At 67.2% G+C, this 18,220-nt stretch carries 13 protein-coding genes; all 13 read left to right on the top strand.

Features of this window, described 5'->3' with window-relative positions:
- Window positions 1-117 precede the first annotated feature (117 nt).
- The 13 genes from ACFVH5_RS06335 (at window position 118) to ACFVH5_RS06275 (ending at window position 18,220) form a co-directional block, all read left to right on the top strand.
- The gene (locus tag ACFVH5_RS06335) at window positions 118-957 is read left to right on the top strand and encodes a patatin-like phospholipase family protein (protein WP_385832440.1); all 840 of its coding nucleotides are present in this window, start codon (window positions 118-120) and stop codon (window positions 955-957) included.
- Between the two features lie 475 nt (window positions 958-1,432).
- Window positions 1,433-2,152 carry a thioesterase II family protein gene (locus tag ACFVH5_RS06330; RefSeq protein ID WP_385832439.1) on the top strand — a complete coding sequence of 240 codons (720 nt, stop codon included), beginning with the start codon at window positions 1,433-1,435 and terminating at the stop codon, window positions 2,150-2,152.
- Between the two features lie 31 nt (window positions 2,153-2,183).
- Window positions 2,184-3,011 carry an isocitrate lyase/phosphoenolpyruvate mutase family protein gene (locus ACFVH5_RS06325; protein ID WP_385832438.1) on the top strand — a complete coding sequence of 276 codons (828 nt, stop codon included), beginning with the start codon at window positions 2,184-2,186 and terminating at the stop codon, window positions 3,009-3,011.
- Window positions 3,008-3,895: a 3-oxoacyl-ACP synthase gene (locus ACFVH5_RS06320; RefSeq protein WP_385832437.1), complete on the top strand. Its 888-nt coding sequence runs from the start codon at window positions 3,008-3,010 to the stop codon at window positions 3,893-3,895. The genes ACFVH5_RS06325 and ACFVH5_RS06320 overlap by 4 nt, the downstream gene beginning before the upstream one ends.
- A gap of 35 nt (window positions 3,896-3,930) precedes the next feature.
- Window positions 3,931-6,102: an iron-containing redox enzyme family protein gene (locus ACFVH5_RS06315; RefSeq protein WP_385832436.1), complete on the top strand. Its 2,172-nt coding sequence runs from the start codon at window positions 3,931-3,933 to the stop codon at window positions 6,100-6,102.
- Window positions 6,102-7,283 carry an acyl-CoA dehydrogenase family protein gene (locus ACFVH5_RS06310; protein WP_385832435.1) on the top strand — a complete coding sequence of 394 codons (1,182 nt, stop codon included), beginning with the start codon at window positions 6,102-6,104 and terminating at the stop codon, window positions 7,281-7,283. The genes ACFVH5_RS06315 and ACFVH5_RS06310 overlap by 1 nt, the downstream gene beginning before the upstream one ends.
- On the top strand, window positions 7,280-8,386 hold the full coding sequence (locus tag ACFVH5_RS06305; RefSeq protein WP_385832434.1) for a cytochrome P450: 1,107 nt from the start codon (window positions 7,280-7,282) through the stop codon (window positions 8,384-8,386). The genes ACFVH5_RS06310 and ACFVH5_RS06305 overlap by 4 nt, the downstream gene beginning before the upstream one ends.
- 172 nt (window positions 8,387-8,558) lie before the next feature.
- A complete protein-coding gene (locus tag ACFVH5_RS06300; RefSeq protein WP_385832433.1) occupies window positions 8,559-9,860 on the top strand; it encodes a lysine N(6)-hydroxylase/L-ornithine N(5)-oxygenase family protein in 1,302 nt (433 codons plus the stop codon).
- A gap of 1 nt (window position 9,861) precedes the next feature.
- The gene (locus ACFVH5_RS06295; RefSeq protein ID WP_385832432.1) at window positions 9,862-10,929 is read left to right on the top strand and encodes an NAD(P)/FAD-dependent oxidoreductase; all 1,068 of its coding nucleotides are present in this window, start codon (window positions 9,862-9,864) and stop codon (window positions 10,927-10,929) included.
- On the top strand, window positions 10,926-13,160 hold the full coding sequence (locus ACFVH5_RS06290; protein ID WP_385832431.1) for a class I tRNA ligase family protein: 2,235 nt from the start codon (window positions 10,926-10,928) through the stop codon (window positions 13,158-13,160). The genes ACFVH5_RS06295 and ACFVH5_RS06290 overlap by 4 nt, the downstream gene beginning before the upstream one ends.
- Entirely contained in the window at window positions 13,157-16,474 is a 3,318-nt protein-coding gene (locus ACFVH5_RS06285; RefSeq protein ID WP_385832430.1) for an amino acid adenylation domain-containing protein, read from the top strand. The genes ACFVH5_RS06290 and ACFVH5_RS06285 overlap by 4 nt, the downstream gene beginning before the upstream one ends.
- Window positions 16,471-17,970: an AMP-binding protein gene (locus ACFVH5_RS06280; RefSeq protein WP_385832429.1), complete on the top strand. Its 1,500-nt coding sequence runs from the start codon at window positions 16,471-16,473 to the stop codon at window positions 17,968-17,970. The genes ACFVH5_RS06285 and ACFVH5_RS06280 overlap by 4 nt, the downstream gene beginning before the upstream one ends.
- Window positions 17,963-18,220: an acyl carrier protein gene (locus ACFVH5_RS06275; RefSeq protein ID WP_385832428.1), complete on the top strand. Its 258-nt coding sequence runs from the start codon at window positions 17,963-17,965 to the stop codon at window positions 18,218-18,220. The genes ACFVH5_RS06280 and ACFVH5_RS06275 overlap by 8 nt, the downstream gene beginning before the upstream one ends.

Below are 18,220 nucleotides of genomic sequence, written 5' to 3'. Positions count from 1 at the left end.
GAGAGACACAGCCGTACCGATATAGACCGAGACGGGGCTACGGCCTGTTCGAGGTGTGATGGGTGCCTGGTGTGGTCATCGGCTCCCGCTCCAGCGACCCACGCATATCATCGTCAGATGACTCGACGTGGGCTGGTACTCGGCGGCGGCGGAGTGGCGGGAGTCGCATGGCAGACAGGTCTCCTGACCGGACTCCTCGAAGGAGGCGTCGACATCCTGGAAGCGGACGTGGTCGTCGGCACGTCCGCAGGCGCGACAGTGGCCGCTCAGATCACCAGCGGAACCTCGCTCAGGGAATTGCTGAACCGTCAGGTCGATCCAGCCCTTCAAGCTCCCGAGCTGTTGCCTGCCCTCGACGCTGAGGAGCTGCTGATGCTGGTTCTCGATGCCCACGACGGCGCCACGGACGCCCTCGACGTGCGACGCCGGATCGGCGCTATAGCGTTGGCGGCACCGACCGTCACGGAGGCTGAGCGGCGCGCGGTGATCGAGGCCCGACTGCCCTCGCGTAGTTGGCCGCGGTCAGAGCTGAAAATCGTGGCCGTGAACGCGGAAACCGGTGCGGAGCGGGTGTTCGGCCCGGCGTCGGGCGTCGATCTCGTGGACGCCGTGGCGGCGAGCTGCGCGGTGCCAGGTGCTTTTCCGCCGGTCACGATCGACGGGCGCCGCTACATCGACGGCGGCACGCGCACGTCGGAGAACGCGGACCTGGCCGCCGGATGCGACCGTATCCTCGTGCTCCAGGTAATGCCGGTTCCGGGCAACACCGACCTCAACGACCAAATCGCTGCGCTGCGCGAGCTGGGCGCGCGAGTCACGGTGGTCCTTCCGGACGATGCTGCGGCATCGGCAATCGGCCCGGATTTGCTCGACCCCGCAGTACGGGAGTCGGCAGCCCTTGCAGGCCACGCCCAGGGGCTGCGGTTCGCGCCGACGGCAGCCATTTTCTGGCGCTAGTACGTCGATACGCCTGATGATCGGGAGCCGCCGTATGCGACTGCTCCACGTGATCGGGTGGACATCCCGGCTGCGCCAATAGGCTCACACGCCGACCGTCCGGCCTGTTCGTCTTCCGGCCGGGCCGTGGCGTTTGCTCAATGATCAGAACTGCGACGGTCGTCCGTCGGACTGACCCGCGCATTGCATCGATCACTGTCTGAAATTGTTCGCCCTTGATTCCAGTAGATATACTTGATCATGGCTTGATTCTCACCGCCTGATCGTAGCGTGGGCTTTCAGCCCGCCTGGAATTCCATGATCGGTTCCTCGAAATTTACACGAGACAGCACTTGGTCTTGACAAGTCCATGCAGAGGCCAAGAATAGAATCCGTGTTCCGTTGCTCCGTGGCTTTCTCGCCTTCGGCGGTGAGCGCTTGCCTGAGTCCGCCGTTGCGTCCCTGCTCATATTTTGCGGCAGAAGGAGGTACGCCGATGGAAACGCGGTTCGACATGGCGCCCGCCGTGCCGGCTGGGTGGCCCCGTACCTACTGTTTTGCGCATGCGGGCGGCCGGGCTCAGGCGTTCGTTGAGTGGCAGGAGGCGTTGGCCGGAGTGACCGCACTGGTCGCGGTCACTCTGGCCGAGCGGACCAGGATTGACACGGTCTGCGAACAGGCCGCCGATTTGATCGCGGCTCAACACGATGGACCGTTTCTGCTCTTCGGCCACAGTCTCGGCGCGTTGATTGCCTTCGAGGTGGCTCGCAGGCTCGGCGACCGGCCCACACACTTGATCGCTTCTGGCTGCGTGGCACCGAGCTTGCATCCGACACCGCGAATGGTCGAGGTGGCGGGACTCGATAGGCAGAGTCTCACCGACGCACTGGCCGTATACGGGGGGCTCCGGCCGGAGATTCTCGCCGATCCGGAGCTGCTGGACTTCATACTGCCCGACGTTCAGGCTGACTTCAAAATGGTTGCCGAGTATCAATATCGATCCGCCGCAGAATTGCCTTTTGGCATCTCCCTGATCAACGGAGTGGACGATCCGCTGGTCTGTCGCGCCGATTTGGACGACTGGACCAGAGAGGGCATCGGCGAGCCAGAAAAATACTGGCCAGAAGGCGGTCACTTCTATTTCGAGAGAAATCCTGAAGTAGTAGTCGAAGTGATACGCCGGGCGGCTGAGGCGTTACCAGTCGAACTCATCTAGGTCGCCGCTGCGGCGAGCGAGAAAGGAAAGCATGGCTGACCAGATCAGTAAAGCCGTCGCGTTTGCCGAACTGCATCGCTCAGGTACCTTCATCGTGCCGAATCCCTGGGACGCTGGAAGCGCGCGGGTGCTGTCTGGTCACGGTTTCTTGGGACTCGCGACGACCAGTGCGGGCTTCGCCTTCAGCCTCGGCCGCGCCGACTGTGCTGGACTTGTCACGCGGGGCGAGGCGCTGACCAATGCACGATCGATCGTCGAGGCGACCCACTTACCGGTGACCGCCGATTTGGAGAGCGGTTACGGCGACAGCCCCGGGGATGTGGCCGAGACGATTCGGCAGGCCGCCGAGGTTGGACTGGTCGGTGCGTCGATCGAGGACGCAGCGGGCGAGACGGGCGGGGAGATCCGTGACATCGCCGAAGCAGTCGACCGCGTTGTCGCCGCGGTCGAAGCGGCCCGTGCTCAGCCGTTCCCCTTCACCTTGACCGCCAGGGCCGACAACTTCTTCCAGGGGCGTTTCGACCTCGACGACACCATCCGTCGGTTGCAGGCTTTCGCCGAAGCCGGTGCGGACGTTCTCTATGCACCGGCGCTGCCGAGCCTCGACGCGGTAAGGGCGGTGTGCTCCTCTCTGGACAAGCCGGTCAACGTGCTCGCCGCTGGTCCCGTCCTTGCATGCTCGGTCGCCGACTTGGGCGCCCTCGGTGTTCGCCGGGTCAGCCTTGGCTCAGCGCTGCCTAGGGCCGCGCTAACCGCGGTGCTCGACGCTGCCGCCGAACTTGTCGGGTCGGGCACGTTCGGCTTCGCGAAGTCCGCACTGGGCCACGCTGAAGCGAACGCTCTGCTGGGCAGGTCATGACCCCTGTCTACCTCACTTCCCCCGGCTACCTGCTCGGCGAGATCGAGCAGGATCACCACGAGATCCCCGGTTTCGCCGCGCGCGCTCGTGAGTACGGCATGCAGCCCGACGCTCGGCTGTGGGGCTGGGGCAAGGTCCGCCGCACCGAGAAACCGCTGGAGCAGCTGATCGTCGAGACCGGGAAGACAATCATCGACTCGGTGGACATGGACCTTCTGGTGTTGTGCTCGACGCGGTTCCCCGGCGACGCGCACACCCACGGCAAGTTCATGGAGACGATCATGAACGGCCTCGGCTTGGACTGCGCGTTCCTCGGCTTGACGCTCAACCGGTGCACCAATCTGGTGAGCGGGCTCGGTGTGGCCGAGGCATTCGTCCGGACGGGCAAGTACCGCAACGTCCTGGTGATCACCGCGGACCGAAGCGACACGGAGACCGCCCGGATGGAGAACTTCGCCCTCTTCAGCGACGGCGCCGCTGGTTGTCTGGTCACCGCACGGCCGGGCGACTACGAGATCCTGGGCTCGGCAAGCGCGCAGGAAACGCGGGCGCTGGACTGGGGCAACGAAATCAGCGCTGACCTGTCGCGGCAGGTCAGCGACATCCTGCTGGCCCCGCACGGACTGACCCCCAGCGACCTGGCCGGCGTATTGCACAGCAACTTGTACATCCCGATCGTCGTGATGAAGGAACGCCTGGCCGGATTCACGCCCGCACAACTCGACACTGCCAACACCGCCCGGACCGGCCACTGCTTCGCCGCCGATCCGCTGATCAATCTCACCGATCGCCGCACCGAACCGGGTGAGTACTACCTACTGGCCGCGAGCGTGCCGGGTTCCCGCGCTGCCATGTTGCTGCGCAGGACCCCACCACGGCCCTGATCCCAACAGCCTGAGGACCGTGCCCGGAGGTTTCGATGCCTGTCTTCACCCTGCCCGACACGTTCGTCGTATCCCCCCTGTCCACTTCCGAATTCAACCCAGCTTCCGTCACCGCGGCCGACGAGCTGATCGCCGCAGGATCCGAAGCCGTCTACCAACGACTGATTGGCGATCAGGAGTCCGAGGTGGTGTACCTCCTTGCCCGGCATGTACTGAATGGTTTCCTCAGTGGCTCGCGAGAGTCGATCGCCCACGACTTCGGTGCGCCGCAGGCCGACGGCATCGCCGAGCGGACGGAGCAGATACGTCGACGGATCACTGAGATACTGCAACCGCTGCGCGAGGCCGAACCCCGGGTGCGCAGGGCGATGGTGGCCCAGCGGGCGCCGCTGGCACTGATCGGTGGCTGCTGGCTGGACTCGATTTCCCAGCCCGCCTCCCAGCCCGCCACCGTGGTGAACCACCTGGTGCGCCACCAGTTCGTCTGGCGCGGCGAGGGAAACCCCCGGCGAGGACTGCACCAGCTGCGGGGGCATGCGCTGGAGGACTTGGGCGTGTTCCTGCCGGACGTCATGGCACCGGACTTCCTGCGGCAGGCGGAGACCCGGTCGCTCACCGCGTGGCACGGCGCCTACCGCCTCAGCCTGGCCAGGTTGCCTACGAACTTTCTGCCCGAGGTGGTGGGCACGCACTACGTCCTGGCCGCGCTCGGCGTCGACGAACTCCTGCTCGGCACCCGGCCTATGCTGGCCGAAGAGGACCTGCGGGCCGCACTCGCCAACTACCTAGCGCTGGCTCCGGCGCCGATCAGGGCCAGGCTGGACACCGCGATCACGCGCACGCTGGCGATGGAGCTGGAGCACGCGCGCCTGCTCGCCGAGGTTGGCGAGTGGCACGCGAGCCTCTCACTGGACGCGCAGGTCGCGCGGATCGTGGCCAGGCACGCCCCGTTGGCGGGCAAGCAGCACCGCAACGTCCGTGTCGGTGGCCAACCGCTGACCGAGCGTTTCAGCGATCCCGACTTCGACCTGGCCGCGTTCATCGGCGATTTCCGGGCGTCAGCTCAGTTGAAGTCACGGGATGGCGCGTGCCGGTTCCTCCGGGCCATCAAATTCGGTGGCCCCATGTTCGGCATTTTCAATGAGCAGGAAGCGGCGACCTTCCAGCAGTGGACCGAGGCGATCTCCGAAGGAGACCTGCCCGACATCCAGCTCACCCCGAACACTGCCGGCGACGCCGCCGCACGCGCACTCGCGGAAGCGATCAGCCCGCTCCCGCCGGAGGTGCGGCTGAAGGCCGCCGCCCGGGGCGATGACCGCACGTTCTTCCACCGGCTAGTCAGCATCGAGAACTTCCCCAACACCCTGGCCCTCGCGCGTGCTAACGCCAAGGAGGGTCTTGATCGCGCCGTGATCCTCTTCGAGTACGGCGGTGACGGCGTCCTCACGGACGCGAGCTGGTTCGACTACACGCCCTTGGCGCTGAACGAGCGCGTCGACCGAATTTACTGGGACAAGTTAGTGAACCCCTATCAGCCGCTGACCGAGATCCCGGACCGCGACGAGGTGATTTTCGGTCAGAAGACCTTCGCGCTCGGCAGCATGGTTGACGGGGCGTGGGCGCACCGTATCGGCGCGACCGGTCGCTACACCCGCCGCAGCGACGGCATGCTCTATTCGATCTACGCCGACGAGATGGGGCGCGGCGACGTCACCAAGAACCACATCACCCTGATCTACCAGGTGCTGGCAAGTATGGGCATTGAGGTGCCGCACATCCGCGACACCGCGTTCCTCGACCAAGACGAACTGCCCGACCACCTCTACGAGTTCTCGCTGTTCCAACTCAGTCTCGCACTGTTCCCTGACTCGCTCTACGACGAGATCCTCGGCTACAACCTGGGCATCGAGATGTTCGGGCTCGGCACCATGCGCATGCACGAGATGCAGAAGCTGCGCCGCTACGGCTTCGACGTCGCCTATGAGGAAGCGCACCTGTCCATCGACAACCTCTCCGCCGGCCACGCGCGACAGTCAGCCGAGATCATTATCGCCTACCTGCACGACGTGGCGAAACTGTCAGGAGCCGACGCGGCACTGGAGCACTGGGAGCGGATCTGGCGCGGCTATGCCTCCTTCGCCTACTTCGTCGAGCATGAGTTGGTGGCCCGTCTTGTCCAGCGCAAGTCGGCGGATGTGGTCATCTGATGGCCACGGCCACATCCCCCAGTACTTTCGACACGCACATCCTCGCGCTGCCCCTGTACGAGGATCACCACCGTGAATTGGCCCAACACCTGGTGACATGGTGTGATGAACACCGGGATCTGCTCGTCGGTGCCGGGCAGCCGGAAGCGGCTGGCCTACGCATCCTCCGCACGCTCGGTGACGCGGGCTGGCTGGCATTCCTCGACGGCCGCCCCGACGACTACCGCGCACTGTGCCTGGTGCGAGAAGCGCTGGCATACGTCGGCGATCTCGCCGACTACACGTTCTCCATTCAGGCCCTGGCGGCCACCCCGATCCGCAGATTCGGTACCGCCGACCAGGTTCGCCGATATCTGCCGGGACTGGCCGAGGGCACCCTGTGCGGCGCCTTCGCGGTGTCGGAAGAGACGGCAGGGTCGGACGTGGCCTCCATTGGGCTGGAGGCACGCGAAACCGAAGAAGGCTGGGTGCTCAACGGCGGCAAGGCGTGGATCGCCAACGCAGGCATCGCCGATGTCTACACGGTGATCGCCCGCACCGGCCCTGGGCCGGGCGCGTTCGGGCTCACGGCCTTTCTGGTGCCCGCAGTTACGCCCGGCCTGCATGTCGAGCCAGTGCCGATGATCGCGCCGCGGGCGCTCGGCCATCTGGTGTTCGCCGACTGCGCGTTGCCGAGGGAGGCATTGCTCGGCAGGCGCGGCGGCGGGTTCCCGATCGCCATGGAGGTGCTGGACAGGTTCCGGATGACCGTCGGCGCTGCAGCACTCGGCTTCGCCCGCCGGGCCACCGACGCCGCGCTGGCCAGAGCGCGAGAGCGGCCCATGCTGGGCGGGAAACTATTCGATCTGCCCACCGTGCGCGCCACCTTCGCCGACATCGAGGTCAAGTTGGACGCGGCTGCGCTGCTGGTGGCCCGGTCGGCCTGGGAAATAGACCAGGGCAGCCCCCGCTATGCCCGGCATTCCTCGGTGGCCAAGCTCTACGCCACCGAGGCCGCTCAGCAGATCGTGGACAGCGCGGTGCAGATCTTCGGCGCTGCCGGGCTGGTGCGCGACAGCCTGATGGAGCGGCTGTACCGGCAAATCCGGTCGCTGCGCATCTATGAGGGCTCCTCGGAGGTACAGCAGGCGATCATCGCTGCGGCGATCGACCCAGACCGGACACACCGAGAGGCATCATGACGCAGCCACAGCCCGTGACACCCGGCACGGCGGCCGCCCACTCCGACCCGTATACGCTTTACGCCGAGCTGGTGGCCGACCGGCCCTTCGGCTACGACGCCGACAGCGGGCTATGGGTGGCGGCTGGGGCTGCGGCGGTGTCCGAGGTGCTCACCCATCCGGCCTGCCTCGTCCGGCCGAGCAACGAGCCGGTACCGCGCGGCGTCCTCGATACCCCGGCTGGCGACGTGTTCGGCGAGCTGGTCCGAATGATCGACGGCGCCCCGCAGGCACGGCGCAAGCACGTCCTACACAAGGCTTTGAACACCGTCACCGAGAAGCGCGTCATCGCGCTGGCCGCAGAGCAGGCGAGCGAGGCGACCGACTGGCGGGACCTCCAGTTCGGAGTGCCCGCACGAGTGATGGCCGCAGTGCTTGGCCTTGGCGGGGACGTCCCAGCCCAGGCGGCCCGGCTCATCGGCGAGTTCGTCCGGTGCGTTCCCGCCTCGGCCACCGCCGAGGACCAGGCCGCCGCGGCTGCCGCCGCAGCGCGGCTGCTCGAACTGCTCGGCCCCTACCTGCGTGCCAGGGGCGGCGGTCTGATCGGCGAGCTGGTCCGCCTGGCCGCCCGCGACGGCTGGCGAGAGACCGCTCCGCTGCTGGCCAATGTAATCGGCCTGCTGTCCCAAACCTACGACGCCACGGCGGGGCTGGTCGGCAACACCTTGCTCGCACTGGCCCGCCACGGTCGGCCGGACGATCTCGCGGCCTTCGTCGATGAGGTGCTCCGGCACGACGCACCCATCCAGAACACTCGCCGGTTCGTTGCGGACGCGACCGCCCTCGTCGGCCACCACGTTCCGACAGGCTCGACGATCCTGCTGCTGCTCGCTGCGGCCAACCGTGACCCGCTAGCCAACCCCGATCCACACACGTTCCGCCCCGGCCGGGCCGATCCGCAGGTGTTCACCTTCGGTCAGGGCGCGCACCGGTGCCCCGGCCAGGCCATGGCCACCGCTATCACCATTGGCGTGGCCGCCACAGTGACCAAAACGCCCTCCCACGAGGGCTACCTCCCCTCGCCCAATGCCCGCATCCCCGTCCTGAAAGGGCAGTTCCGATGACCCGATTACGGCTCTGGCACGAAATGCGAGGCACCGCACGAAGCCAGGCGAAGGTTCCGGTAGACACGCCCGCGACGGCGCGCGCCGCCCGTCGTCGGCCGGACCCCCTGCCATCCAGAGGGGGCACCACCGAACTCAGGGAGTCCTCGGCCGGAAACAGGGGCGTCTGAAAATGGCCGACAAGCACTTCAGTGTGCTCGGTATCGGTGTCGGTCCGGCCAATCTCAGCCTGGCCGCGCTGCTGTATCCCTACCAGGACCTCCCCAGCCTTTTCCTCGACCGCAAGGAAACCTTCGGCTGGCACGACGGACAGCAGATTCCCGGCACCTCACTGCAGGTCTCGATGTTGAAGGACCTGGTCAGCCTGGCCGATCCGACCAGCAAATTCTCCTTCCTGAACTACCTGTACGACCAGGGGCGGATCTATCACTTCATCAATGCCCAGTTCGACGCCGTACCACGGCAGGAGTTCCGCAACTACCTGGAATGGGCGAGCTGGCGCATGAAGAACATCGTGTTCGGCGAGGAGGTACGGTCAGTTGAATTCGACGGCGTATTCCACGTGCGCACCGACGAACGGGTGCTCACCGCCGACAACATCGCCGTCGGTATCGGCAGCCAGCCGTGGATACCGCCAGCCGGGCAGGGCTGGCACGCGCCCGGCCAGTTCCACGTGTGCGACTTCGTCGACAAGGCCGCTGACCTTGGTGGGAAGCGCGTTGTCGTGGTGGGCGGCGGGCAGTCGGGCGCAGAAGCGTTCCTCGACCTGATTTCCCGTGAAGGCAGCGAACTGCCCAGCCGCGTGTCGTGGTTCTCGCGGCGCCGCAACTTCCTGCCGATCGACGACTCCCCGTTCACCAACGACTTCTACATGCCGTGCTATTCAGAGTATTTCTACGGCTTGGAGCGGGCGATCCGTGAGCGGATCAACCACGAGAACATCCTCTCCAGCGACGGCATCTCCGAGTCGACGCTACGCGCGATATACCAGCGGACCTACCACCACCGGTTCATCGCACGCTCGCCCGGTCTGATCAGGCTGTACCCGAACCGGGAGATCACGGGGGTGGCTGAGGCCGGTTCGGCGTGGGAACTGACAGTGGTCAACAAGGACTGGCCCGACGAACCTCGTCATGTGACGACTGACGTGATCATCTGGTCGACCGGTTTCCACACCGGGCAGTTGGAACTACTCGCCCCCCTGGCCGACAGGCTCGACTACGACGGCGGCGAGTACCAGGTGGACCGGGACTACGCGGTGCACTGGGACGGTCCCCAAGACCGCAACATCTTCATCCAGAACGGGACCTCCACCCAACGAGGTCTTGCCGATAAGAACCTGAGCCTTCTGGCTTGGCGCAGCCAGCGCATCGTCGACCGCCTGCGCGGCGTACAGCGGGAAGAACAGCTCTCCTCCTTCGCCGAGTGGGCGAACGAGGCCAGTGAGGCCGGCGAGTTGCGAAGGAGGGCATGAGATGGCTCTGGGCACAGTCGCAGTGATCGGTGGGGGCGTCATCGGCTCCCTGGTAGCCAGGCAGATCGTCCATCGGCACCCGGCGGACTCGGTGCTGGTCCTCGACCGGGACTCGGTCGGCTGTGGCGCCAGTAGGCGCTCGGCCGGACTGCACTTCCCACGCGGATCGAGCGAGCGAGTGCGCCGGATGTCGGGATACAGCCAGGAGTTCTACGAAAAGCTCAAGGTCGACCGGCCCACTTCGCCGATCTATCCAGTCGGCATGTCGCTGCTGTCGCAAGCTGACCCTGATGGCCTGGAAAGGACCTACGCCGAACCGGCCCGCCGCAACGATTCACCGGCAGCGCTGGACACATGCGGCGCCCAGATCCGCGTGCCGCCGCACATGTCTGTGTGGGATGTCAGGGGCGCGCATTACGCGGATGTGCACCGCCTGACCCAAATGCTGATCACCGACTTGCGCACACGTGCCGCGGTGCGCGAGGGAGTCCGTGTCACCGCGCTGAATCCTGGCGGTGCCGGAGTGGGGCTCTCGCTCAGCACGGGCGAGCAACTGACCGTCGATCGGGTGGTGCTCGCGCCCGGACCGTGGCTGGGGGAACCCGCATGGGCCGACCTCGTCGCACCGTTGGGCGCACGCATCAAGAAGATCGTCGCCCTGCACATCGACCAGCACGCGGATGAGACCGACCGGGCGCTCGTCTTCCATGACGAGGACGCCTTCCTACTCCCCCTGGCATATCGGGGGCACTGGCTGTTCAGCTACACCTGCCCGGACTGGGACGTCGACCCCGACCAGATCGGCGCCCATCTTGTCGCGCACGACGTGGAGCGTGCCCGTGAATGCCTGAGCCGCTACGCGCCCTCGCTCGCGCTGCGCTGCACGTCCGGGCGGGTGTTCTGCGACGCCTACAGCGGCTCGGGGCAGCCCCTGGTGCACCGGCTCGACCCCGACGGCCGGGTGGTGTTCGCGGGCGCGGCCAACGGCTCCGGCTATCGCCTCGCCCCGGCCATCGCGGCTGAGGCTGTCCAGTTGCTCGACACGGGTGTGAAGGGGAGTTCGCGATGAGGATCGACACCTATGACCCCTCAGCACTCAGTGATGCCTTCGGCATCGACATGAACACGATCGATCTCCCTGGTGTCGCTGGGCTGGGGGTGAGCTGGGGGCGGGTGGCGCCAGGAAGTCACTCCGACCCTCATCAGCACGACGAAATCGAGATGTTCGTCATCGTGTCGGGCGAGGGCGAGGTCGTGGTGGACGGCGCGCGCCATCCGGTGGGACCGGGAACCGTCGTCAAGTTCGACCCCTTCGAGACTCACGTGCTCGACAACACCGGTGCCGCCGACGTCGTATTCGTGACCTGTTACTGGCGTGAGCCCTCACACGCCGGAACAGCGGCTGCGCGTCCTGGCCGGCGGCGCTTCGCGGAGCGACCGGTGTTCGTCTTCTCCACCCCGCCGACTCCCAACGGCGACCTGCACCTCGGGCACCTCTCCGGACCGTATCTCGGCGCGGACGCGTTCGTCCGGTTCCAGCGGATGAACGGGGTGCGGGCATGGCACCTGACCGGGAGCGACGACTACCAGAGCTATGTCGTCGCCAAGGCGGCGCAGGAAGAACGCACACCCGAGCAGATCGCCGCGCACTACGGCGCCGAGATCGCCCGCACACTTGACTTGATGGACATCCGGCCCGACCAGTTCACCATGACCAGTACGGAGCCCGGATACCGCGAGGGCCTGCGCGACTTCTTCTCGGCCCTGGAGGCATCGGGCAAGGTGACGCGACACGAGTTGCCGGCACTGTTCGACGAAGAGACCGGCCAGTACCTCTACGAGGTCGACGTGTCTGGCACCTGTCCCTCCTGCTCAGCCGCCGCCAACGGCAACATGTGCGAGGAGTGCGGTGAGCCCAACATCGCCGCCGACCTCGTCGAGGCACGCAGCAACATCTCGGGCTCGGTCCGTCCGGGCAGCCTCGCACGGCTCGCGCTGCCGCTGCACGAGTTCCGCGACGTCGTCGCCACGCACCACCGGCTCGGGCGGGTGCCCGCGCGACTGCGTGAACTGGCCGAGCGGGTGTTCGCACGGGAGACCTTGGAACTGCCGCTGAGCCACCCCGCGCAGTGGGGAGTACCGCCGCGTGGCGTCGACGGCCAAGTGATCTGGGTGTGGCCGGAGATGTCCTACGGCTTTCTGCACGGCATCGCTGACCTCGGCGCGCGGACCGGCGAGACATGGCGCGCGGACAAGCCGGAGCAGGACTGGAAGATCGTGCACTTCTTCGGCTACGACAACAGCTTCTACCACGCGATCCTCTACCCGGTGCTGTACCGGCTGGCGTTCCCGCACTGGGAGCCGGACATCGACTACCACGTCAACGAGTTCTACCTCCTCGACGACCAAAAGTTCTCCACCAGCAGGCGCCACGCGGTGTGGGGCAAGGAGATCCTCGCGCCGGAGACGGCGGACGCGGTGCGGTTCTATCTGTCCCGCACCCGCGCGGAGGGCGAACGCACCAACTTCGAGCGCGATGCCTACGTCACCACCGTGAGCGACGTGCTGATCGACGGCTGGCAGGGCTGGCTCGAAGACCTCGGCCGCCGGCTGAACACGCGGTACGGCGGCGTGGTTCCGGACGCCGGGATCTGGACTCCCGAACACACCGCGTTCTACGCCCGGCTCGGCGGGCGCCTCGCGGCCGTGACCGGACACCTCGGGCAGGACGGGTTCTCCTTGCGGGCCACCACCGCCGAACTGGAGGGCCTCGTCACCGATGCGCGCGTATTCGCCAAGCACGAGGAGATGCTCGCCGACGTGTCCGGCTGGCAGTCGGAGAACCGTACAGCGATGGCCCTGGAACTGGCGGCAGTCCGGCTGCTGTCGCGAGTCGTCACACCGGTGATGCCGCGCTTCGCCACTCGTCTCGCGGCTCTGCTCGGTGAGAGCGAACCAGCCTGGCCGTCCACGGTGGACCTGGTGCCGGCCGGAACCCGGGTGGACCTGACCGGACGGCTGTTTTTCGCCGCAGAGCCGGCCGCCCCCACGCCTCAGGGCGCCCCACCTGACCAACTGCCCTGGCTCGCCGACCTGGTCCGCGGCGCGCTCAGCCTGCCGGCGGGGACGGCGGTCGCGGACAAGACGCTCAGAGAGCTGGGCGCGTCCTCGTTGCAGGTGGTCGCGGTTCAGTACCAGATCCTGGAGCGGCTGGATGTCGACGTGTCGATGGAGGAGCTGCACTCCGGGCGCAGCGTCGCCGAACTGAGCCGGAAATTGACCGAGGCGGTGGACCGGTGACCAGTTACCTGACGGTGTTGGAGGAGATCAGCGCCCGGGGCCTGAGCATCGTCGCCGACGGCGCCAATCTGCGGTTGCAGGGGCCGCGCGAGCGCGTGGACGCTGACCTCGTCGGCCGGATCAAGGCCGTCAAGTCTGAGCTGATCACCCACCTCACCCCGGATCCCGGGGTGGCCCTGACCCCGTTGCAGCAGGGCTATCTGGCCGGCCGGGACGAGGTGTTCGAACTGGGCAACGTGGCCAGTTACGTCTACCACGAGATCGAGGGCCACTGGGATGTCGACCGGCTCCAGGCCGCGCTCAACACGGTGGTCGCCCGGCACGACTGTCTGCGGACCCGGTTCACACAGGCTCAGACGCAGGTACAGCAACCGCGCGTCGAGGTGCGGATCGACCGGGTCGACCTGCGGGACGACGACGGCACCGGCTTGGCGGCGCAACGCGCGCGCTGGACGCACCGAATGCTGCCGACTGCCCAGGCGCCGCTGCTGGCGACCGAGGTGTCGCTGCTCGCCGGGGACCGGATGGTCCTGCACGCCGGCCACGACGGCCTGGTCATGGACGGGATCAGCATGTTCCTGTTCTTCCGCGCCTGGTGGGCGGAGTACTCGGGAGAGCAGCCGCCGACTGACGACGAGGCCTCGTTCGCGTCGTACGTGGCCGGCCTGGAGGCAGCCCGCTCCCGCAAGACCTATGCCCGGGCTAAGGCGTACTGGTTGGAGCGCCTCGACAGCGACAGCCTGTGGGGGCATCCGGACCTGCCTCTCGCGAAGAGCCCGTCCGCTATCACCACGCCACGGTTCTCCCAGCGCGTCGTACGGGTGCCCGCTCAGAGGTGGGCGCTGCTGAAGGAGTACGCCGCTGCCGCCGGTGTGACGCCGTCCGGCCTGCTGTTCGCCGCCTATGCCGAGACCCTGGCGTCCTGGGGCGCGGGCCCCCGGTTCACCCTGACCACCACCGTGGCCAACCGGCCACCGGTCCACCCGCGCATCCTGGAGTCGATCGGGCAGTACAGCGACCCGATGCTCGTCGCGGTCGAGGTGGATCGTGGCGTGCCCTTCGCGGAGCGGGCCAAGGCCATGCAGGAGCGGCTGCGGACCGACCTCGACAATCGACATTTCTCCGGCATCGAGGTGCTGCGGGAACTCGGTCGGCGCAGCGGCGGGCAGCCGCGCATGCCCTTCACCTTCAACAGCGCCATCGGCTATCCGCTCGCAGGCATCGACGGCTCCGCCCTTGAGCTGTTCGGGCCCGAGGTGCACACGGTCAGCCAGACACCGCAGACCTGGCTCAATGTGTTCGCCATGGAGCAGCACGGCGGCGTCGTCGTCCAGCTCGACGGCGTTGATGAACTGTTCCCGGGCGGGCTGCTCGACGATCTGGCGCTCGGATATCAGCGCCTGCTCAACCTGCTCACCGACGAGAGTGAATGGCATAATCACCGGTTCGACTTGCTGCCAGCCGAGCAGCGAGAGCGCAGGCGCGCCGCCAACGACACCGACCGGCCACAACCACAGGAGCTGTTGCAGCAACCGTTTGTGGCCCAAACACAGCGCAGTCCGCAAGCGCCGGCGGTGATCACCTCGACCGGTGAGCTGAGCTATGCCGAGCTGTACCGGCGGGCCCGCGCCGCGGCGAGCCGACTGCGCGCCGACGGGGTCGGCCGCGATGAGCTCGTCGGCCTGGTCATGGCCCGGGGACCCGAGCAGATCGTCGGGATCATGGCCACGCTCCTGGCGGGTGCGGCCTACCTCCCGGTCGACGCGGACCTGCCCGCCCGCAGGCAGCAAGAACTGCTCGACCACGGCGAGGTACGGTGTGTGCTCACCAACTCCGGCTGGAGCGACCCGTCCGGTCGGCGCACGGTGCGAAAGCTGGACTGCGGCACAGAACTCGATAGCACGGGAAGCGACGCCTGGCCGGAGCCTGGCCCGGCCGACGGGGCGCACCCCGACGACCTCGCCTATGTGCTGCCCACCTCCGGCACGACCGGCGCACCGAAAGGTGTCATGGTCAGCCACCGCAGCGTGGCCAACGTCGTTGCGGACTGCACCCGCCGGTTCGGCATCGGTCCACGCGACCGGCTGTTCGCGATCAGCGCGTTCAGCTTCGACCTGTCCGTCTACGACGTGTTCGGCGCGCTGTCCGTCGGCGCTGCGGTCGTGCTGCCCGACCAGGACAAGGCCGCCGACCCGGCGCACTGGCTCGAGATGTGCGCGCGCTGCGGGGTCACGGTGTGGAACTCGGTGCCACAGATCGTGGCGCTCTTGCACGAACAGGCGCTCGCGGACGGTCTCTCCGCGCTCACCGACCTGCGCCTGGTGATGACGAGCGGCGACCGTGTCCCGCAAGAACTGCCGGCGGCTCTGCGGGCAAGCCTGCCCGACCTCGATGTGGTCTCACTTGGCGGGCCGACCGAGACGACGGTCTGGAACATCGTGCACCCGATCGGTCCGGACGAGGACGGCTCGCGGAGCATCCCGTACGGGCGGCCGAACGACAACAACAAGGCATACGTGCTCGACGAGGACGGACTGGACCTGCCGGACTGGGTGGCCGGCGAGATCTTTGCCTCGGGAACCGGCCTGGCACGCGGGTACTGGAAGAACGAGCAAGCGACCGACGAGAAATTCTTCTTCGACCGACGACGAGGCGTACGGCTCTACCGGACCGGTGACCTCGGACGGTACCTGCCGTCCGGGGAGATCGACATCCTCGGCCGGGCAGATTTCCAGATCAAGGTCAACGGCTACCGTATCGAAGCGGGCGAGGTGGAGACGCGGCTGGTCGCGTTGCCCGGCGTGAGGCAGGCAGTGGTGGTCCGCCAACCGGCGAGCCGAGGCGACCGCCTCGTCGCGCACGTGGTGCCGAGCGAACAGGATCAGCCGGTGCCGGACGGCGAGCGGCGTCGCCGGGCGGACGCACTGCGTACGGCGCTGCGCGATCAGCTGCCGGAGTACATGATCCCTTCCGCCGTGGTGTGGCACGACAGTCTGCCACTGACCGTCAACGGCAAGGTCGACCGGTCGCAGCTGACTGCGGGCGACCTACCCGAGGCAAAGACCGTCCGCTCCGGCGACACGGCTCCCGCGGAAGGCATCGAGCGGGAGCTGTCCGAGCTGTGGGCGCGTGTGCTCAAAGTGCCCGAGGTGGACGCCCTGACCCCACTGACCGACCTCGGCGCCGACTCACTCGCCGCAGCACGCATCCTGGTCGGGGTACGCAAGCAGTACAAGGTCACCATCCCGTTGTCGGAGCTGGTCCGGGTGAACTCGGTACGGGCGATGGCTGCCCGGATCAGGGGTGCGAAATGAGCGTGCTCAACCGGATGGTCAGCAATCCACCGCGCCCGGGCAACCGGCTGTCCGTCGCTCGCCTCGGCGCGACCGAGTCGTGGGACCTCACCGAGGTCTGGGACATGTCCGGCCGGGTCGCCCGGTCTCTGCTGGACCTCGGCGTCCGGCCCGGTGACCGGATCGGCGTCCTCGCGGCCAATTCCCTGGAGTGGGTACTGCTCGATCTGGCCGCGCTGCGGATCAAGGCTGTGACCGCAGGATTCGACCCCGGCAAGTTCGACGCGACCGGCGCCGAACTCGTCACCCGTTACGGCCTCGCGGCGCTGTTCACCGACCAGGACGAGACGGCCGACCGAGTACGTCCGATCGCCGCGATGCGCAGGCTCCCACCGTCTGACGCGGTCCTGCCCACGGTGGTGTGGGAACCTGACGAGGCACCCGCGCTGAAGTTCACCTCGGGCAGCAGCGGCCCGGCCAAGTCGCTGCTGGCGAGCGCGGGAAGCATCGACAGCTCACTCGCCGCGGTGCAGGAGATGTTCGCACACGGCCCCGGCGACGACATCTTCGTCTTCCTGCCGCTTTCCCTACTCCAGCAGCGGTACTGGGTGTACTCGGCGCTCGTGTTCGGACACGACGTCACGATCAGCACCTACGAGGCCGCGTTCGCCACCCTGCGCACAGCGCGGCCGACAGTGGTGATGGGTGTGCCCGGATTCTTCGAAGCAGCACGCGCTCACCTGGAGGCCAGGGCGGCCCGTACCGGGTCCTCCCCTGCCGACGTGGCCGTCGAGTTTTTCGGCGACCGGATCCGCTACCTGTGGACGGGCTCCGCTCCGGCGGACCCGGGCACGTTGCGTTACTTGACCGATGCCGGCCTGCCGATCTTCGAGGGCTACGGGCTCAACGAAACCTGCATCGTGACGAAGAACCACCCCGGCGCGCATAGGCCCGGCAGTGTCGGCCGGGTCCTGCCGGGCAAGAAGGTACTCATCGACACGGACGGTGTGATCAACGTCCGCAGCGGGCATCCCGTGGCCACCCGCTACGAGCATGCGCGGCCCGGCGACTCGGAGGCGATGTTCCGGCCCGGGGGGATCGTGCGTACCGGCGACCTGGGCCATCTCGACGCGGACGGCTACCTGTTCGTGCACGGCCGGGCCGACGACGTGATCGTGCTGGAGAACGGCAAGAAGATCGTCGTGTGGCCGATCGAGGAACGCCTCAAAGCCTGCCCGCTGATCGAGGACTGCGTGGTGACCAACGCATCGCAGCACCAACTCGTCGCCATCGTCACATCAGCGCAGCACCCCGTGGACACCGAGCTGATCGCGGCGGCGCTGCGGCAAGCCAATGCCGACCTCGACCACGACGAGCAGATCGCCAAGGCTGTTCTGGCGGACCGGTTCACCGTCGGCAACGGGCTGCTCAGCTCCCAGTTCAAGCCCCGACGCCAACAGATCGAGGCACGCTACCGCCGCCTCGTCACCGACCCCGAGGAGGGAATCCGTGCCTGACACCATCGAGACAACGGCTCGCGCCGCACTGGCCGAGGTCCTGCCGCACAAACCGCTGCCGGAGACCATCGAACTCGATGCGAAACTCGACCACCTCGGCCTTACGTCACTGAACAAGGTGCTGTTCCTGACCTCGCTGTGCGACCAAACCCAGGTCGGGCTGCACCACTTCACCGAACAGGACCTCGCCGCGATGCACACGCTCGGGCAGGTCGTCGAGGCACTGTCCCAGCATGCCGAGGTGAGCTGA

It is taken from the genome of Streptomyces sp. NPDC127119 (genome assembly GCF_042677425.1).
Classification (GTDB): domain Bacteria; phylum Actinomycetota; class Actinomycetes; order Streptomycetales; family Streptomycetaceae; genus Streptomyces.
Note: the sequence above shows the minus strand (reverse complement) of the source record. Positions and strands in the feature narration are given on the sequence as shown.

What these genes read in the sequence shown, in the direction of transcription:
- ACFVH5_RS06335 (WP_385832440.1), top strand. Translation starts at nt 118, where the DNA reads ATGACTCGACGTGGGCTGGTACTCGGCGGCGGCGGAGTGGCGGGAGTC.
- ACFVH5_RS06330 (WP_385832439.1), top strand. Translation starts at nt 1,433, where the DNA reads ATGGAAACGCGGTTCGACATGGCGCCCGCCGTGCCGGCTGGGTGGCCC.
- ACFVH5_RS06325 (WP_385832438.1), top strand. Translation starts at nt 2,184, where the DNA reads ATGGCTGACCAGATCAGTAAAGCCGTCGCGTTTGCCGAACTGCATCGC.
- ACFVH5_RS06320 (WP_385832437.1), top strand. Translation starts at nt 3,008, where the DNA reads ATGACCCCTGTCTACCTCACTTCCCCCGGCTACCTGCTCGGCGAGATC.
- ACFVH5_RS06315 (WP_385832436.1), top strand. Translation starts at nt 3,931, where the DNA reads ATGCCTGTCTTCACCCTGCCCGACACGTTCGTCGTATCCCCCCTGTCC.
- ACFVH5_RS06310 (WP_385832435.1), top strand. Translation starts at nt 6,102, where the DNA reads ATGGCCACGGCCACATCCCCCAGTACTTTCGACACGCACATCCTCGCG.
- ACFVH5_RS06305 (WP_385832434.1), top strand. Translation starts at nt 7,280, where the DNA reads ATGACGCAGCCACAGCCCGTGACACCCGGCACGGCGGCCGCCCACTCC.
- ACFVH5_RS06300 (WP_385832433.1), top strand. Translation starts at nt 8,559, where the DNA reads ATGGCCGACAAGCACTTCAGTGTGCTCGGTATCGGTGTCGGTCCGGCC.
- ACFVH5_RS06295 (WP_385832432.1), top strand. Translation starts at nt 9,862, where the DNA reads ATGGCTCTGGGCACAGTCGCAGTGATCGGTGGGGGCGTCATCGGCTCC.
- ACFVH5_RS06290 (WP_385832431.1), top strand. Translation starts at nt 10,926, where the DNA reads ATGAGGATCGACACCTATGACCCCTCAGCACTCAGTGATGCCTTCGGC.
- ACFVH5_RS06280 (WP_385832429.1), top strand. Translation starts at nt 16,471, where the DNA reads ATGAGCGTGCTCAACCGGATGGTCAGCAATCCACCGCGCCCGGGCAAC.